Source organism: Ciceribacter sp. T2.26MG-112.2 (genome assembly GCF_900492205.1).
GTDB classification, from domain to species: Bacteria; Pseudomonadota; Alphaproteobacteria; order Rhizobiales; family Rhizobiaceae; genus Allorhizobium; species Allorhizobium naphthalenivorans_A.
Genome location: NZ_UEYQ01000003.1, coordinates 130,297 through 145,644 on the forward strand (window position 1 = coordinate 130,297; position 15,348 = coordinate 145,644).

The 15,348-nt window shown below is 64.6% G+C and carries 18 protein-coding genes; 5 read left to right on the plus strand and 13 right to left on the minus strand.

Annotated elements, in window-relative coordinates; translation table 11 throughout:
• The first annotated feature begins 16 nt into the window (after nt 1-16).
• Complete coding sequence (gene recO / locus DYZ14_RS06330; RefSeq protein WP_154719918.1) at nt 17-790, plus strand: DNA repair protein RecO; 774 nt, start codon at nt 17-19, stop codon at nt 788-790.
• Here the strand turns inward: recO and DYZ14_RS06335 are convergent.
• From DYZ14_RS06335 to DYZ14_RS06350, 4 genes are all read right to left on the minus strand, one after another.
• Nucleotides 718-969 carry a hypothetical protein gene (locus DYZ14_RS06335; RefSeq protein WP_154719919.1) on the minus strand — a complete coding sequence of 84 codons (252 nt, stop codon included), beginning with the start codon at nt 967-969 and terminating at the stop codon, nt 718-720. The two genes, recO and DYZ14_RS06335, sit on opposite strands and share 73 nt — an antisense overlap.
• 387 nt (nt 970-1,356) lie before the next feature.
• The gene (locus DYZ14_RS06340) at nt 1,357-2,577 is read right to left on the minus strand and encodes an MFS transporter (protein WP_115670645.1); all 1,221 of its coding nucleotides are present in this window, start codon (nt 2,575-2,577) and stop codon (nt 1,357-1,359) included.
• 207 nt (nt 2,578-2,784) lie between these two features.
• On the minus strand, nt 2,785-3,633 hold the full coding sequence (locus DYZ14_RS06345) for an MOSC domain-containing protein (RefSeq protein ID WP_154719920.1): 849 nt from the start codon (nt 3,631-3,633) through the stop codon (nt 2,785-2,787).
• A 9-nt stretch (nt 3,634-3,642) separates the two neighbouring features.
• Nucleotides 3,643-4,311, minus strand: a complete 669-nt coding sequence (locus DYZ14_RS06350; protein ID WP_154719921.1) for an HD domain-containing protein — start codon at nt 4,309-4,311, stop codon at nt 3,643-3,645.
• Between the two features lie 209 nt (nt 4,312-4,520).
• Here DYZ14_RS06350 and nadA point away from each other — a divergent pair, with 209 nt between their 5' ends.
• From nadA to DYZ14_RS06370, 4 genes are all read left to right on the plus strand, one after another.
• The gene (gene nadA, locus DYZ14_RS06355; RefSeq protein WP_154719922.1) at nt 4,521-5,600 is read left to right on the plus strand and encodes a quinolinate synthase NadA; all 1,080 of its coding nucleotides are present in this window, start codon (nt 4,521-4,523) and stop codon (nt 5,598-5,600) included.
• Nucleotides 5,601-5,635: 35 nt separating this feature from the next.
• Nucleotides 5,636-7,228, plus strand: coding sequence for an L-aspartate oxidase (locus tag DYZ14_RS06360; protein WP_195949857.1), 1,593 nt, complete (start codon nt 5,636-5,638; stop codon nt 7,226-7,228).
• A gap of 22 nt (nt 7,229-7,250) precedes the next feature.
• A complete protein-coding gene (gene nadC / locus DYZ14_RS06365; protein WP_154719923.1) occupies nt 7,251-8,156 on the plus strand; it encodes a carboxylating nicotinate-nucleotide diphosphorylase in 906 nt (301 codons plus the stop codon).
• A gap of 244 nt (nt 8,157-8,400) precedes the next feature.
• Nucleotides 8,401-9,033, plus strand: a complete 633-nt coding sequence (locus DYZ14_RS06370) for an EF-hand domain-containing protein (RefSeq protein WP_154719924.1) — start codon at nt 8,401-8,403, stop codon at nt 9,031-9,033.
• 29 nt (nt 9,034-9,062) lie between these two features.
• On the opposite strand, the gene DYZ14_RS06375 is transcribed toward DYZ14_RS06370, so the two are convergent.
• The 9 genes from DYZ14_RS06375 to DYZ14_RS06415 all read right to left on the minus strand — a co-directional run bounded on the left by DYZ14_RS06375 (nt 9,063) and on the right by DYZ14_RS06415 (nt 15,223).
• Nucleotides 9,063-9,947 (minus strand): mechanosensitive ion channel family protein, encoded by an 885-nt coding sequence (locus DYZ14_RS06375; protein ID WP_154719925.1) that lies wholly within the window; start codon nt 9,945-9,947, stop codon nt 9,063-9,065.
• A gap of 107 nt (nt 9,948-10,054) precedes the next feature.
• A complete protein-coding gene (locus DYZ14_RS06380; protein ID WP_154719926.1) occupies nt 10,055-11,026 on the minus strand; it encodes an NUDIX hydrolase in 972 nt (323 codons plus the stop codon).
• Complete coding sequence (locus tag DYZ14_RS06385; protein ID WP_154719927.1) at nt 11,023-11,556, minus strand: tyrosine phosphatase family protein; 534 nt, start codon at nt 11,554-11,556, stop codon at nt 11,023-11,025. The genes DYZ14_RS06380 and DYZ14_RS06385 overlap by 4 nt, the downstream gene beginning before the upstream one ends.
• The gene (locus DYZ14_RS06390; protein ID WP_154719928.1) at nt 11,553-12,182 is read right to left on the minus strand and encodes an HD family hydrolase; all 630 of its coding nucleotides are present in this window, start codon (nt 12,180-12,182) and stop codon (nt 11,553-11,555) included. Before DYZ14_RS06390 ends, DYZ14_RS06385 begins: the two co-directional genes overlap by 4 nt.
• Nucleotides 12,183-12,185: 3 nt before the next feature.
• Nucleotides 12,186-13,037 carry a CAF17-like 4Fe-4S cluster assembly/insertion protein YgfZ gene (gene ygfZ, locus DYZ14_RS06395; RefSeq protein ID WP_154719929.1) on the minus strand — a complete coding sequence of 284 codons (852 nt, stop codon included), beginning with the start codon at nt 13,035-13,037 and terminating at the stop codon, nt 12,186-12,188.
• Nucleotides 13,038-13,171: 134 nt separating this feature from the next.
• Nucleotides 13,172-13,933 (minus strand): hypothetical protein, encoded by a 762-nt coding sequence (locus DYZ14_RS06400; protein WP_154719930.1) that lies wholly within the window; start codon nt 13,931-13,933, stop codon nt 13,172-13,174.
• Nucleotides 13,934-13,950: 17 nt separating this feature from the next.
• Complete coding sequence (locus DYZ14_RS06405; RefSeq protein ID WP_115670854.1) at nt 13,951-14,208, minus strand: hypothetical protein; 258 nt, start codon at nt 14,206-14,208, stop codon at nt 13,951-13,953.
• 99 nt (nt 14,209-14,307) lie between these two features.
• Complete coding sequence (locus DYZ14_RS06410) at nt 14,308-14,745, minus strand: TIGR02301 family protein (protein ID WP_154719931.1); 438 nt, start codon at nt 14,743-14,745, stop codon at nt 14,308-14,310.
• A 58-nt stretch (nt 14,746-14,803) separates the two neighbouring features.
• Complete coding sequence (locus DYZ14_RS06415) at nt 14,804-15,223, minus strand: NUDIX hydrolase (protein WP_154719932.1); 420 nt, start codon at nt 15,221-15,223, stop codon at nt 14,804-14,806.
• Between the last annotated feature and the right edge of the window lie 125 nt (nt 15,224-15,348).

Genomic DNA, 15,348 nt, shown 5'->3' on the forward strand with positions numbered 1-15,348 from the left:
CGGCTAGAACAGGACCATGCAGTGGACGGACGAAGCAATATTCCTCGGCGCGCGGCGCCACGGCGAGACGAGTGTCATCGCCGAGGTGATGACGCGCACCCGCGGCCGCCATCTCGGCATGGTGCGGGGCGGGCGCTCGCGCACCATGCAGCCGGTGCTCCAGCCCGGCAATCGGGTGGAGGTGGTCTGGCGGGCCCGGCTGGAAGACCATCTCGGCGAATTCCGCGTGGAGCCGATTACCCAGCGTGCGGCGCGGCTGATGGAAAGCGCCACCGCCGTCTATGGCGTGCAGGCGCTGGCGGCGCTGTTGCGCCTGCTGCCGGAGCGCGAACCGCATTCGCATCTGTTCGAGGCTCTCGACGTCATCCTGGAACATCTCGATGACCCGGCGACGGCCGGCGAATTGTTCATTCGTTTCGAACTCGCGATATTGGATGATCTCGGCTACGGGCTGGATCTGGAGCGATGCGCCGCCACGGGCCAGCGCGAGGATCTGGCTTTCGTGTCGCCCAAGACGGGCCGGGCGGTGAGCCGCGATGCCGGATTGCCCTGGGCGGACAGGATGCTGGTGCTGCCGCCATTTCTGAGGTCCGGTGCTTCCAAGGCGGCCGACAGCGACAGCCTTGCTGCGGCCTTCCGGCTGACCGGGTTCTTCCTCAACCGCCATGTCTACGAGCCGCGCGGGCTCGAGGCCGGCGCGGCGCGTGAGGGGTTCTGTCAGGCAGCGCTGAAGACCTTGCGGGCGCCGGAAGCCGGCCCGCCATTGGCGGCAACCCGAAACATCTCGTGATCGTCGCTGGTTTCCTGGATATGCCGGTGGATGGCGTTCTGGAGTTCGCCGATGTTGCGATAGGTGCCACCGTCCAGCGCGATGACCGGATATTTGACGGCGATGAACTTCAGGCGATCACCATCCGGAATGGTGATCCCGACCGGAACCCCGGCATATTCGATGACTTGCTTTTCCATAACGATTTCCCCGCCTGCGCGGTCGCGCAGACATACAATATTGCGTCGATTGTAGAATTCAGTGCCTGTGCAGCGTCACATTCGACAGAAGCGACGGCAGAGATTGGTTGCCACCACACCGAGCGGGGATTTCTGCCAAGGGCGGGCGGCATGATGGAAAACAACACGCATTTCGCTGACCTCCTTTTTGGCAAGGGCCTCTCTTCCGAGACCCGGTTTCTTCCGGTTCGAACCGGCTGCATCAAGGTAGGTGCGCAGGTCACCCGCGTCAACCGACCTTCAGTGAAAAGCAAAATAATATTCTGTGACGGTTTTAATATGTGTGCATTGCGGCAAAAATAATCCGTCCTGCCGCAATCGTTAAAAAATGCTCCTGATCCAGGCCTTTCAGGCCGCCGCAGGAACCGCCCGCTCGACGGGCCTTTCGCGGATCGGCCAATGGACAATCGCGGCGAAGATGCCGAGTGCCACGCCAAACCACCACACGCTGTCATAGGAGCCGAGACGGTCATAGAGATAGCCGCCCATCCAGACGCCGAGGAAAGAGCCGATCTGGTGTGACAGGAAGACCAGCCCGCCGAGCAGGCCGAGATGGCGTGTGCCGAACATGATGGCGACGAGCGCATTGGTCGGCGGCACGGTGGAGAGCCACAGCAGACCCATGACGATGGCAAACACGACCACCGAGGTCGGCGACTGGGGCAGAAGCAGGAACAGCGTCACGGCGACGGAGCGGGCGATATAGATCAGCGCGAGGAAATAGGGCTTGGAATAGCGCTGACCGATCACGCCCGAGGCAAGCGAGCCGATAATATTGAAGAAGCCGATCAGCGCCATGGAAATCACCGCATAGCGTGCGTCGATGCCGATATCGCCGAGATAGGCGGGAAAATGTGCGGTGATGAAGGCGACCTGGAAGCCGCAGACAAAGAAGCCGCTGGTCAAAAGCAGATAGCTCTTGTGGGCGAAGGCCTCTTTCAGCGCGTCTCCGACGGATTGCTTGAACTGGCTCTGTCCTTGCGTCCCGGAATTGGCATTGCCGCGCAGAGGGTAGGCGAGCAGCGGCACGATGAGCATCAGCGCGCCCATGTAGACGAGACTGTCCGACCAGCCGAAGGAGGAGATCAGCGCCTGGCTGAGCGGGGCGAAAAGGAACATGCCGGCCGAACCGGCCGCGGTGCCGATGCCAAACGCCAGTGAGCGCTGCTCCGGCGTCACGTTGCGGGCAAAGGCCGAAAGCACCACGCCGAAGGAGCCGGCGGCGATCGCAAGCCCGATCAGCACACCACCGCCGATGTGCAGCCAAAGCGGCGCGCCGGCATTCGCCATCATCAGCAGGCCACCCGCATAGAGCAGGCCACACAGCGTCAGAATGCGCGCCGTACCGTATTTGTCGGCGAGCGCTCCGAAAAGCGGCTGTCCGAGGCCCCAGCACAGATTCTGCAGCGCCATGGCCAGCGCGAAGGTGGAGCGGTCCCAGCCGGTATCGGCGAGCATCGGCAGCTGGAAGAAGCCCATGGCCGAACGCGGCCCGAAGGTCAGCATGGCGATCAGCGATCCGCTGATGATGATCAGCCAGGGCATGGGGTTGCGTGCAGTCGTGGCCATGGAATCGTCTCCTCTTGGAGCTCGGACGATATGCCGCGGATCTGTGCACGAAAAGCGCCTTTTCGTGAAGCGCTCATCAGGGAAATTGATCGAGACTCGGCTCTGCGACAGAAAATTTGAAAGGGAGACAAGGCCATCGGCTCGGCAGAGCCACAGTTGGAGGGGGAGGCGCGGTCGGATTGCCGGCGGTACGAAGGACAAGCCATCCTATCGGGCTTTGATCGCCCATCCTTGCATGCTTTCCTCCACCACGCGCACCGTGTCCCCGAGCGAGAGCCGACCTTCCCCGCGCGGCACGGCATTCCAGCCAAACAACGGGCCGGGGACCCGGCGGTCGGCCGACATGCGGATGCGCCCCATGGCCGGCATGGGATTGGCGATTTCGCGCGATCCCGTCTGCTGGTCCTGCGTTGTCATGATGCAGCGGGCGCAAGGCTTGACCAGATCGAAGCGGATGCCGCCGATCTCGATCGCCGCCCAGCGATCTTCGGCCCAGGCTTCGTCGCAGTCGATGACGATGTTCGGGCGGAAGCGCTCCATGCCGACGCTGCCTTCGCCGTGACCCGCCATGTCGGCATTGAGCGCGGCAAGGGATCCCGTGGTGGTGACCAAGACCTGATAGCCGTCGGTAAAGGTGACCGGCGCGTCGGGGCCAGCCCACTCGCTGCTGGCCGTACGCTCGGCCTCGCCGTCGAAGAAGACGAGCTTTACCGGGCGGCCAAACCATCCGGAGAGGCGCTCGTTGACGCTGTCCTCCGCGACCGCGACGTCGACGATCGATTTCCAGATCGCCACGCTCATGCGACGCTCGGGATGCGGCGGGGCAACCATCATCTCGCGGCCGTCGGCAAGCGACAGGTGGAGGTGGGTCGACTGGGGAAGGGCGGTCAGCGTCGCGAGCGCCGGCAGTTCCCGCTGGGTGATGAAATGCCCGGACGGGTCGGCGAGCATCATACGCCGGTCACCGACAAGACCGCGCGCGTCGACCTTCGCCGCCGGCAGCGCAATCCCGCGCCCGCTCTTGAAGGGATAGATGTGAAGTTCGCTGACGTGCATTTCTTAGCCTCAGATCTCATCGATGAATTGCGTGAGGACGGCCTGCAGCCGTTCGTGGCGCTCGTGCGCGATCGCGGCGCCGGCAGCGGTCTGGAAATTGTCGGAGAGCTTGAACAGTTTCGCCGCGAAATGGTCGATGGCAAAGGCCCGGTCGTCCAGGGCCCGACGCTCCGCCAGCGGATCCACGGGGTCATAGAGCGCCGAGCCCATCCGGCCGGCGGTATAGAAACAGCGCGCCGCCCCGATCATGCCGATTGCGTCGAGCCGGTCCGCGTCCTGCAGGATCTTCGCCTCCAGCGTTTCCGGCGCGATATTGGCAGAGAAACTGTGCGCGGTGATGGCATGGGCCACGGCGGCGATGTCAGGTGCTTCCCAATGGAGCGCGGTGAGCAGGCCGGTCGCCTTGTCCGCCGCAAGCCGGGACGCCTGCGATCGAAGCGGCGAGCTCTTCTCCACCGCCACGCAATCATGCAAAAGCACCGCAGCCGCAAGAATGCGACGATCGCCGCCCTCTCGCTCGGCGATGCGCATGGCATTGCGAAAAACCCGGTGGATATGGGCGAGGTCGTGCGATCCGTCGTCGCCGGATACGGCATGGGGCAGGAGCGCCTCGGCAAGCGCCGCCTGCGGGGCGAAATGGGCGGGCCCGAGGGCGGCGGGCGAGGGGCTGTCATTCATGGCGCGCATTCTTGGCGGCGGCCCGGTTCAAGGTCAATGCCCGTCATGACGGACGCGGCGTCTGCGCGGCATTTTGGCCGGCCGGGCAATGGCCCTTGCAATCCGTCACAAAACTTTCTAAATCAACGGCACCGGCATCCGCCGGTTTTCTTTGATCCCATTTTTGCTCAAGTTGAGCATAAGTGGTGCCCAGTCGGGGAGGTTTCGGCATGGCACATTTCACCCAAGGCGGAGAACTCGCGCAGGCGCGCCGGCCTCAGACCGCAGCGCAGCGCTTCGGCGTCATCGAGCGCCCCGATCTGTCCTTCACGCCGGCCGTCGCCAAGGAAACGGAACATCTCTACGAGCGGGTGAAGGCCTTCATCCCGGCGATCGAATGGCCGGTCTTCGCGCCTTATATCCATGCGATCAACCGCATCAAGAAGGAACGCGGCGCGGTCATTCTCGCGCACAATTACCAGACGCCGGAGATCTTCCACTGCGTCGCCGACATCAAGGGCGATTCGCTGCAGCTTGCCCGCGATGCGACGCGTGTCGATGCCGAGATCATCGTTCAGTGCGGCGTGCACTTCATGGCCGAGACCTCGAAACTGCTCAATCCGCAGAAAACCGTGCTGATCCCCGATAGCCGCGCCGGCTGCTCGCTGTCGGAATCGATCACCGGTGCCGATGTGCGGGCGCTCAAGGCCCGCTATCCGGGCGTGCCGGTCGTCACCTATGTCAACACCTCGGCCGACGTGAAGGCCGAGACCGACATCTGCTGCACCTCATCCAATGCGGTCGCCGTCGTCGACAGCTTCGAATCCGACACGGTGCTCTGCATTCCGGACGAATATCTGGCGATGAACGTCGCCAAGCAGACGAAGAAAAAGATCCTCACCTGGCAGGGCCATTGCGAGGTGCACGAGCGCTTCACCGCGGAAGAGCTGATGGAATACAAGGCGGCCGATCCGTCGATCGAGATCGTCGCCCATCCGGAATGCCATCCGAGCGTTCTGGCGGTGTCCGACTATGCCGGCTCGACCTCGGGCATGATCGACTATGTCAAGACGAAGCGCCCGGGTCGTGTTCTGCTGGTGACCGAATGCTCCATGGCCTCCAATATCCAGGCCGAGGTGCCAGACGTCGATTTCGTCAAGCCGTGCAATCTCTGTCCGCACATGAAGCGCATCACGTTGCCGAAGATCCTCGACAGCCTGCTGTTCATGACGGAAGAGGTGACCGTCGATGCGGCGATCGCCGACCGCGCCCGCCTTGCGGTGGAGCGGATGATCAATCTGAAGCATTGACGAGGCCCGGCCTGTCGCCGGTGGAGATTGCCTGAATGTCGACGAAACTGGAATCCATGCGCCCGCAGTCCTGGCAGGGCGTCGACGATATCGTCATCATCGGTGGAGGCCTTGCCGGCCTGTTCTGCGCCCTCAAACTGGCGCCGCGTCCGGTGACGGTGCTTGCCGCAGCCCCGATCGGCCAGGGGGCGTCCTCCGCCTGGGCGCAAGGCGGCATCGCCGCCGCCATGAGCCCCGGCGACACCTTCGACAAGCATCTGGCCGACACGCTGGCCGCCGGTGCCGGCATCGTCGATGAACGTATCGCCCGGCTGATGATCTCGGAAGGCCCGGACCGCATCCGCGACCTTCTCGGCTATGGCGTCCCCTTCGACCGCGATCTCGAGGGACAATTGCTGCTGTCGCGCGAGGCCGCCCATTCCGAGCGCCGCATCGTCCGAGTCAAGGGTGACCAGGCCGGCCGCGCCATCATGGAGGCGCTGATCGCTACCGTGCGCAAGACGCCGTCAATCCGGGTGATGGAAGGCTATGTCGTCGAGGAGCTGGTGGCCGAGGGGCGCTTCGTCTCTGGCGTCATCGCCCGCCCCGACGCAGGCCAGTCGAAGACCCGCGTCGCTTTCCCGGCCCGCGCCGTGGTTCTGTGCTCGGGCGGCATCGGCCATCTCTACCAGGTGACCACCAATCCCGCCGAGGCGCGCGGCGCCGGGCTCGGCATGGCGGCCAAGGCGGGTGCGATGATCGCCGACGCGGAATTCGTCCAGTACCACCCGACCGCCATCGACATCGGCCAGGACCCGGCGCCGCTGGCCACCGAAGCACTGCGCGGCGACGGCGCGATCCTGATCAACCGGGCCGGCCATCGCTTCATGACCGACCTGCATGCCGATGCCGAGTTGGCTCCACGCGACATCGTGGCGCGCGGCGTCTTTGCCGAGGTCAAGGCCGGCCGCGGCGCCTTCCTCGACTGCACCAAGGCGGTCGGCGCGCATTTCCCCGATCTCTTCCCGACTGTCTACGCCTCGTGCATGGCGGCGGGGATCGACCCCGTCACCCAGCCGATCCCGGTCGTCCCGGCCGTGCATTATCACATGGGCGGCGTGCTGGTGGATGCCGACGGTAAGACCACCGTCGATGGGCTTTGGGCGGCCGGCGAGGTGACCTCGACCGGCGTGCACGGGGCCAACCGGCTCGCCTCCAACTCGCTGCTCGAAGCCGTCGTCTTTGCCGCCCGGATTGCCGAGAACATCAAGGGCATGCTGCCCGAATCCTCGCTCTACGAATGGCCGAAGGATGCCGGCGAGAACGACGAGTTGGTGACGCTGGAAGACAGCGCCGAACTCAAGGCGCTGCGCCGCGGGATGTCGGCCCATGCCGGCGTCATCCGTGATGCCGAAGGGCTGAAGGACCTGATCCGCGAGATCGTCCGTCTCGAGGGCATCAACAAGCGGGTCCGCTTCTCCAACATGGCGACGGCTGCCAAACTCATCGCGACGGCGGCGTTGAAGCGCGAGGAGAGCCGTGGGGGCCACTACCGCTCCGACTTCCCGGAACCGGTGGAGGCCCTGCGCCATCGCACCTTCATGACCCTCAAGGATGCCGAACGCATCGCCGCCGAAATCGCCGGCTGATCCAAGACAGAGGTAGTATCCGATGACCGAGCCCCTTCGCCCCGTATTGCTCCCGCTGATGGTCGAGGACCAGGTGCGGGCGGCGCTGATCGAGGATCTCGGCCGCGCCGGCGACATCACCACCTATGCGACGATCGGACCGGAGAAGCGTGCGCAGGCCGCGCTCAACAGCCGCGAGGACGGCGTGATCGCCGGCATCGAGCTGGCGCGCGCCGCCTTCCGGCTCGTCGATCCCTCGGTGGTGTTCGAGGCCAGGGTCGCGGACGGAGATCGGGTGAAACCCGGCGATGCACTGGTCCGCGTCGAAGGCCCGGCGCGCTCCATCCTTTCGGCCGAACGGGTCGCGCTGAATTTCCTTATGCATCTTTCGGGCGTCGCGACCTATACGGCACGCTTCGCCGCCGAGATCGCCCATACCCGCGCCCGCGTCACCTGCACGCGCAAGACCCTGCCGGGACTGCGGGCGGTGGAGAAATATGCGGTACGCCTCGGCGGCGGCTCCAACCATCGCTTCGGCCTGGACGACGCCATCCTCATCAAGGACAACCATATCGCCGTTGCCGGCGGCGTCGCTGCCGCCATCGACGCTGCCCGCGCCTATGCCGGACATCTGGTGAAGGTCGAGGTCGAGGTCGACAATCTTCACCAGATGCGCGAGGCGCTTGGCGCGCGACCCGATGCGATTCTGCTCGACAATATGGGGCCGGATCTCTTGGGCGAGGCGGTCGAGATCAACCGGCAGCATCATGGCCTTTCGAGCGCCGATTATCCCGCAGCCAAGGGCCGCGTCATGCTGGAAGCGTCCGGCAACGTCAACATCCAGACGATCCGGGCGATAGCGGAAACCGGCGTCGATTACATCTCCACCTCGAAGGTGACCATGGCGGCGCCGACCCTCGATATCGGGCTGGATGTGGTCATCGACTGACGAAAATCAGTTCTTTGGTCGCGGTCGCTACCCTTGCGCCTTCGTGCGCTTGGTCACACCGGCCGTGGGAAACTCCATGCGTTCAAACAGTTGAACTATGTTAGGAAGTACGCAAACTACTTATCGTAGATCATTATTGGCTTTTGACCGATTTGCGCGAATCCCTTAGCCCGAAGACATCCCGCTGATTGAGTATTGCGTACTGGGACACACCCATATTGAGCCGATACTTGAGGGGATTTGCATGACCAGTATATCTTCGTCGCTCAGCGGCAACTCTCTTTATTCGACATCGCTTTCCAGCCTCGATACCAACGGAGACGGAATCGTCAGTGCGGAAGAACTGGCCGCCGCGGAAAAGGCGAGCGGTCGGCAGCGCACCCAGGATCCGACGGTCGAGAACGAGAACGCCGCAAGCGGTGTCTCCTCCCAGGTGGCCGGTGGCGTCATGGCCATGTTGCTCGCCAATTCCGGCGGAGAAACCGATTCCCAGGCGGATGATCGCCAGTCCGCCGCCGATCTGTTCGCCAAGATCGATGTCGATGGCGACGGCAAGGTGACCGAAGCCGAATTCATTGCAGCCCGGCCCGAGGACATGAGCGAGGACGATGCAACGGCCCTCTTTGCCAAGCTCGACGGAGAAGGCACCGGATCGCTGACGGAAGACCAGTTCGTCACCGCGATGGAGGAACTGCGACCCGAAGGCCCGCCGCCGCCTCCGCCGCCGGTCGATGACCAGTCGGCCGAGGACGACGACACCGTCAGCCTGTTCGATGTGCTGGAAGAGATGAAGCAGGTCATCGCGGCCTACTCGGCCTTTACGGAGCAGCAGGAGAGCGAAGGCGAGGCGCCGTCAGATATCAAGCTCACGATCTGATCGGCAGTATGCTCGCTCTTGCGCCGTGACTATGCGTCTTCCGGCTCTGCTCTGGCGGTAGGCTGCGCGAGGCCCGGCAAGCGAGCATTGTAGGTCACCTGCGGGAACGGGATGGAAATTCCGTTCTCGTCGAAGGCCTGCTTGACGGACTTGATCATGTCGCGCGAGGTCGGCCAGAAGTCTGCGGCAGCCGTCCAGTACCACAGTGTCAGCACCACGGCGCTGTCGGCCAGTTCATCGACGAAGGTCTCGACCGGCGGTTCCTTCAATACGCGCCGGTCGTTCTGCGCCAGTTCCCGCATCAGGCGCTGGGCAAGGTCAATGTCGTCATCGTAACCGATACCCACCTTCAACTCGAAGCGACGTGTGCTTTCGCGGCTGAAATTGGTGATCGGCACGTTCCACAAGGTAGAGTTCGGCGCCAGTCGGTAGAGGCCGTCCGGTGTCTTTAGCTCCGTGGCGAACAATCCGATTTCCCGGACGGTCCCGGAGATTTCTCCCGTGTCGATATATTCTCCCACCCGAAAGGGCCGAAGCACCAGAAGCATGATCCCGGCGGCGATGTTCTGCAGCGTTCCCTGGAGGGCAAGACCGACGGCCAGGCCCGCTGCGCCGAGCGCGGCAATGATCGAGGCGGTCTGAACGCCGAACTGGCCGAGCACCGTGACAAAGACGAGCAGCAGCGCGGCATAGCGGATGACATTGGCGAAGAAGCGGGCAAGCGTCTCGTCAATGCCCCTGACGCGCAGCAGTCCTTCATGCGCCCAGCGGCTGAGGAGCGAGGCGAGCGTCCAGCCGACGACCAGAAGCAGCAGGGCGCCGACGATCGAGAACGAGTACTGCACGGCAAGCGCACTTGCCTGGCTGAGCGCAGTGCGCGTCGCGATGATGAATTCACTCGCCTGCTGCTCCATCGACTGGGTCACTCCTTCACGTCAGGTTTCGTCAAGGGGCTAGATGGGGCAGGGCGCCTCGGGGTCAAGCGGGCGTTTCTGGCATTGGCCCGCGCAATGCGTCGGGATCAGCGTCCGCCGAGCTTCAGGCCCGGCGCCGGCCTTTCCTCAAGAATCTGTCGGCGGAAGCGGAAAAGGGCCGCGGGCCGCCCCCCGGTCGCCAGCGTCTCGCCGGTTGGCTCGACCAGTTCGGCGCCTTCGACCAGTCGGCGGAAATTCTGCTTGTGCAGGTGCCGGCCGGAGATCGCCTCGACGGTCGCCTGCAATTCGGTGAGGGTGAACTCCGGCGCCATCAGTTCGAAGACCACCGGGCGATATTTGATCTTGCCGCGCAGCCGTGCGAGCGCGGTCGCGGCGATCCGCCGATGGTCGGCAAGCATGGCAATGCCGAGCGGCGCCGACACGCGCCGCGCCGCGACCCGGCCGTCCAGCACCGCCTCCTCCACCAGTCCCGCCTCGTAGAGCAGTTCATAGCGTTCCAGAACCCGCTCCTCGTCGAAGGGGAAATCGTCGAGACCGAAGGCGAGCTTCAGCCGCGAACGGCGCGACGGCCGCATCTCCGCCTTGTCCTCGGCGGGGTCTTCGCCCGCCCATTGCATGAGCGCCGGCAGGATCACCCGGTCGATTACCGCCGGTCGGCCGTGGCGCCAATCCTCCCACGGCAGATAACCGTACCAGTCGCGCCAATGCACGCCGGCGGCATCAAGGCCGGCCTCGCGCGCCGGGTCCATGCGCGTCAGCGCCAGATAGCCGACGGACACCACATGCGGACCGACATCGCCGGCCATCTTGTGCCGGCCCCGGTCACCGAAGGTGTAGAGCTGCTCGATATAGCCCATGTGCAGTTCGGTCTGGGCGGTCACCGTGGTGCGCAGCGACATCTCCATCGTCCGATGACGGACGGGGTCGAAAGGGCCAAATGGCAGGCTTTCCAGCGTGCTGGTCGGATCGCTCACCACCAGAATGCGCGGGGTGCCGCCCGTGACCGCGACGATCGCGGCGTTGAGGCCGATCTCGACCGATGTGGTCCGGCTCGTCATCGGGTCTGCGCCGGGTCTGGCAGGTGAAGCACGAAGGGGGCATCGCCGTCGGCATCCGCGCCCCGTCCGATCGCCTTGACCGCGGCTTTTAACCGTCCGCCGCGGCCAAGCAGGCTGTCGCCGATCTCCACCAGGCGGGAATTGGGCGTGGCAAAGGGCGATGCGGCCCGCAGCCGCTGCGCCAGTGCCTCGTCGTCGTCATGCGGGGCGACGGCGAGGCTGGCGATCAACGCCGCCGCCGGCGAGCGCGATACGCCCATCCAGCAATGGATGAGCAGCGGCGCGCTCTGATCCCATGCGCGGGCGAAGTCGATCACCTGCTGCACATGCCGCTCCTGCGGCGCGATTAGGTCGCCGGTGCCGGCAAATGTGATGTCGTTGACGCCGAGCTTCAGGTGCCGGTCCGCCGAAATCACCGCCGGGCGGTGGAAATCCTGCTTCTCGGCCATCAGCGTGATCATTTCGCGCGCCTTGTGGCGGACGGCGATCTCGGCGATGCGCGACAGGGGCGAGACGACGATCAGGCTCATGACGCCACCTTCGTTCGGCGGGCGCGGCAAGCCTCGATGGCGTCGAAGCGCTGCAGAAACAGCGCTTGCGCCTGAAGGGCCGGCAGCGGCGTCGTCGGCAACATGTCGCGGGAAATGCCGCGTGGCTGGCCGAAGAACTTGCGGGCCTCTGATTGAGAAAAGCCGGCAAGTTCGGTCGCCTCGAAATAGGCGGAAATCCTGTCGGCCTTCTTGATCTGGTCCTTGAGTGTCCGGGTCGGATGGGCCGGCAGGCCGAAGCGCAGGTGGATCGCCGCCTCCAGCCGTTTTTCCACCAGTTTGTAGCCACCACCGACGACCGCCTTGAACGGCGAAATCATGTCGCCGATCACATATTCCGGGCCGTCGTGCAACAGCGCCATCTGCAGTTCCTCGGCACTCGCCTTGGGATTGAGGCGGCGGAAGATGTCCTCGACCATCAGGCTGTGCTGGGCTACCGAAAAGGCATGGTCGCCCGAGGTCTGGCCGTTCCAGCGGGCGACACGCGCCAGCCCGTGGGCTATGTCGGAAATCTCCACGTCGAGCGGCGAGGGATCGAGCAGGTCCAGCCTGCGACCCGACAGCATGCGCTGCCAGGCGCGTCCCGGGAGACCGGCGGCATCTGCCATGGCTCAGCCCTCCTCGGCGGCACTGCTGGGAAAGGCCAGCCCGGACCAGCCGGGAAGCTGAAGGCTCAGCTCGGTTTCGTCGGCGCGGATCGCCGTGCCTGCCGCAATGGCTTCACCGGCGCGGTCGATGCGCACGATCGCGAGACCCCGATTGCCGGCGACTGTTCCCAACGTGCCGATCGGCTTGCCGCCCGCGAGGATCTCGGCTCCGGTTGCGGGCAGGGCGGTCTCCGCCGTCACCAGAACCAGCCGACGCCGCGCCGTACCGCGATGCTGCATGCGCGACACCACTTCCTGGCCGACGTAGCAGCCCTTCCTGAACGAGACACCGCCCGCAAGGTCGAACAGGACATCATGGGGAAAAGCGTCCTGAAGGGCGTAGTCTGAGCCGGATTCGGCAATGCCGGAAAGCACGCGCAAGGCGTCGTAGCCTTGCGACGATCCCGCGCCCGCGCCGCCCGGCTTGCGCGTCACCCGAATGCCCGCGACCGCAAAGCGGTGGTCGACGACGCCCGTCCCGCCCAGATCACGGCCCGCATCCTCGCCCCAGCCGACGATCACGCCGGTCGGCTCAGCAGGCGAAATCTCGACGGCGGCTCGCAGCCGGTACATGAGGAGACGCTTCACTAGCGCCTCGCGCTGGCCGATGGAGGTGTCCAGCACGAAGCTGTCGCCGTCGCGCCAGACGAGGAAATCGAACAAGATCTTGCCCTGGGGCGTCAGAAGCGCGCCGGGCCAGGCCTCGCCTTGCGGCAGGGCGGCAATGTCGGTGGTCACCAGATTGTGGAGGAAATGCTCGGCATCGGCACCGGACACCTGGATCAGGGCACGATCGGGCAAGGAGGCTTCTGGCATCGTCGGTCCCTTCCGGTTGGTCGATGCCCGAGAGTTAGAACATCGGATCGAAAAAGGGAATCATTTCCGATCCGCCGAGGGTAAATCATCCACCATGAAGGCGTACCGCCGGTGGCCTGCTAAGCGAAAAAGGCTCAGTCGCCGGCGGTCAGGAATTTCCACTGTCCGTCGGGCGAAATGCCCATGCGGAAGAAGTTGTAATTGCCCAGTTCCTGCATCTCGGCGACATCGCCGGCCGTGACGATCCGCAGCAGTTCCACCTTTTCCGGCAGTGTCAGCAGCGCCAGCGGTTTCTCGGCGAAATAGGGCCAGACATAAGCCTCGTCCGGCGTCCCGGCATCGACCCTGACGAAGCCGGTCGACAGGATGTCGATCATGATTGCGAGGATCTCGAGCCCTTCCTCGTCCCCCGACAATTGCTTGAGCGCGGCGACCGGATCCGCATCACTGCTTTCCAGAACGATCCGGGTCTGATTCGGACCGGGATTCATCAGCACGCGCAGGCGTTCGATATCGCCGGAGGTCGCGGCCTCGATCAGCAGGTCCCGCATGCGCCGCACCGGTTCCGGTGCCTTGGACAGGTCGTAGATGACCTCCGGGGGCGGTTGGTCGGGATCGGCCTGTGCCTCACCCGGAGGCACGGCATCGGCCGGCTTGTTGATCAGCGGATCGGGGTCGGGAATACCCATCGGTCCGGAATCGGGAAGCTCCTCGGTTTCCTCGCCCTCAACCGGTTGTTGCGGTGTGGCGGGATCCTGCTGCGGCGCCGGCAAAGGCGGGATGTCGGAAAGCGCCAAGGCGGGACCAACGGCGCCGAACGTCAAGCCAAGCGCCAGCGCAACGGACAAAAGGGGCGCGAGGCGATCGCGCCATGAGGGCTTCGGCCTGCTTTGCATGACAGCCTCTGAGCCTCTTACTGCATACGCCGTTCGGGGGAGAATTCTCCGGCCAGCATGCGGGCGCGCAGCGAATCGAGGATCGCCTCCGCTCCGCCCTCTCCATGAATGCGAATGGTCTCGCGCATGGCCAGTGCAAAGGCTGCGTCGGCGATGATTTCCGGCTCGATGCCGTCGGCGATGCCATCGGCCCAGGCTTCGTTCTGGTACTCCAGCGCAACCTGCGTCTTCTCATGCACGATCATGTCGTCGATCTCGTTGCGGCGCGGTTCCATGGTCATTCCCCGAAGCGTAGTCCTTACTCACCTGTTAATGACACTATCAGTCTTTTATCAAAACGACACGGCCCGAGACCAAAACAGGTGAATTAATCGTTAATTTCCATAGCGGGCGGCGATTTCGACGGCCAGTGTTGCGCCTTCGTTACGGTAGAGCCCCTCCGCCGCGACCGCCGACGCGGTGCAGGTCGTATAGACGGAGGCAAAGGATCGGTAGCCGCGATTATAGGCGGCGACCATGCGTGCCCGCCGTTTCGGCTCGCTCGCCGTCTCCGTGTCGATCAGCGCCTGCATGGCTTCACGCCATCCCGGCTCGCCGTCCGTGTTGCATAGATTGCGCAGGTAATGCACCGCGCCCAGGATCTCGGACAGGCGGGCGAGCTTGTCGTCGTAGGGCGCCGGCTTTTCCACCGTTTCCGGAACTGGCTCCTGTGCCGCGGGGGCATCGGCCGATTGAGCCATTGCCGAGGCCGGGCCGAGCGCGAACAGGGCTAAGGCGAAGACTGCCGTGGCAAAAGATCTTGTCGCGCGCATGCCCTGCCTTGTCGTCGCTTCCGTCACGTGTTGGGCGATCGATGCGCCATGTGATTGTTTAACCCGCTTCGCCGGCCCTGACCAGTCTCTCGATACAGGCGCGCACGCTGTCTGGGACCGGTAGTCGGCTGATCTCCTCCGGCAGGAACCACCCTGCCTCAAGTGCGTCGTCATCGGCGATCGCCACGGTTTCCGGCTCGGCCTCGACGCGGAACACCGAAAGCAGGAAATGGCTTTCCGGCGTACCGTCCTCGGGAAAGAGTTCGACCGTTTCGAACAGGCGGGGCTCGCGTCCGAGGAGACCGGTCTCCTCGAACAGTTCCCGGATCGCCGTTTCCTCCGGTGTTTCGCCAGGCTCCGCTCTGCCGCCGGGAAAGGCGAACAGATCCGCGGCTGGCGGATTGCGGCGGCGCACCAGCAGGAACCGGCCGTCGCGTTCGACGATTGCGGAGGAGGCGAGGCGTGGGCGGGTACGCATGATGACCGGATCTCCTGATGGATCTCGTCGGCAGGCACGTTCGCCCGGCGGAGAATCGACCCTCCGACTATCGACAGCTTTGCCGGAGGCTGCAAGCGACCATGCACGGCGGCGGCGGCTTGACC

What these genes read in the sequence shown, in the direction of transcription:
- recO (WP_154719918.1), top strand. Translation starts at nt 17, where the DNA reads ATGCAGTGGACGGACGAAGCAATATTCCTCGGCGCGCGGCGCCACGGC.
- DYZ14_RS06335 (WP_154719919.1), bottom strand. Translation starts at nt 969, where the DNA reads ATGGAAAAGCAAGTCATCGAATATGCCGGGGTTCCGGTCGGGATCACC.
- DYZ14_RS06340 (WP_115670645.1), bottom strand. Translation starts at nt 2,577, where the DNA reads ATGGCCACGACTGCACGCAACCCCATGCCCTGGCTGATCATCATCAGC.
- DYZ14_RS06345 (WP_154719920.1), bottom strand. Translation starts at nt 3,633, where the DNA reads ATGCACGTCAGCGAACTTCACATCTATCCCTTCAAGAGCGGGCGCGGG.
- DYZ14_RS06350 (WP_154719921.1), bottom strand. Translation starts at nt 4,311, where the DNA reads ATGAATGACAGCCCCTCGCCCGCCGCCCTCGGGCCCGCCCATTTCGCC.
- nadA (WP_154719922.1), top strand. Translation starts at nt 4,521, where the DNA reads ATGGCACATTTCACCCAAGGCGGAGAACTCGCGCAGGCGCGCCGGCCT.
- DYZ14_RS06360 (WP_195949857.1), top strand. Translation starts at nt 5,636, where the DNA reads ATGTCGACGAAACTGGAATCCATGCGCCCGCAGTCCTGGCAGGGCGTC.
- nadC (WP_154719923.1), top strand. Translation starts at nt 7,251, where the DNA reads ATGACCGAGCCCCTTCGCCCCGTATTGCTCCCGCTGATGGTCGAGGAC.
- DYZ14_RS06370 (WP_154719924.1), top strand. Translation starts at nt 8,401, where the DNA reads ATGACCAGTATATCTTCGTCGCTCAGCGGCAACTCTCTTTATTCGACA.
- DYZ14_RS06375 (WP_154719925.1), bottom strand. Translation starts at nt 9,947, where the DNA reads ATGGAGCAGCAGGCGAGTGAATTCATCATCGCGACGCGCACTGCGCTC.
- DYZ14_RS06380 (WP_154719926.1), bottom strand. Translation starts at nt 11,026, where the DNA reads ATGACGAGCCGGACCACATCGGTCGAGATCGGCCTCAACGCCGCGATC.
- DYZ14_RS06385 (WP_154719927.1), bottom strand. Translation starts at nt 11,556, where the DNA reads ATGAGCCTGATCGTCGTCTCGCCCCTGTCGCGCATCGCCGAGATCGCC.
- DYZ14_RS06390 (WP_154719928.1), bottom strand. Translation starts at nt 12,182, where the DNA reads ATGGCAGATGCCGCCGGTCTCCCGGGACGCGCCTGGCAGCGCATGCTG.
- ygfZ (WP_154719929.1), bottom strand. Translation starts at nt 13,037, where the DNA reads ATGCCAGAAGCCTCCTTGCCCGATCGTGCCCTGATCCAGGTGTCCGGT.
- DYZ14_RS06400 (WP_154719930.1), bottom strand. Translation starts at nt 13,933, where the DNA reads ATGCAAAGCAGGCCGAAGCCCTCATGGCGCGATCGCCTCGCGCCCCTT.
- DYZ14_RS06405 (WP_115670854.1), bottom strand. Translation starts at nt 14,208, where the DNA reads ATGGAACCGCGCCGCAACGAGATCGACGACATGATCGTGCATGAGAAG.
- DYZ14_RS06410 (WP_154719931.1), bottom strand. Translation starts at nt 14,745, where the DNA reads ATGCGCGCGACAAGATCTTTTGCCACGGCAGTCTTCGCCTTAGCCCTG.
- DYZ14_RS06415 (WP_154719932.1), bottom strand. Translation starts at nt 15,223, where the DNA reads ATGCGTACCCGCCCACGCCTCGCCTCCTCCGCAATCGTCGAACGCGAC.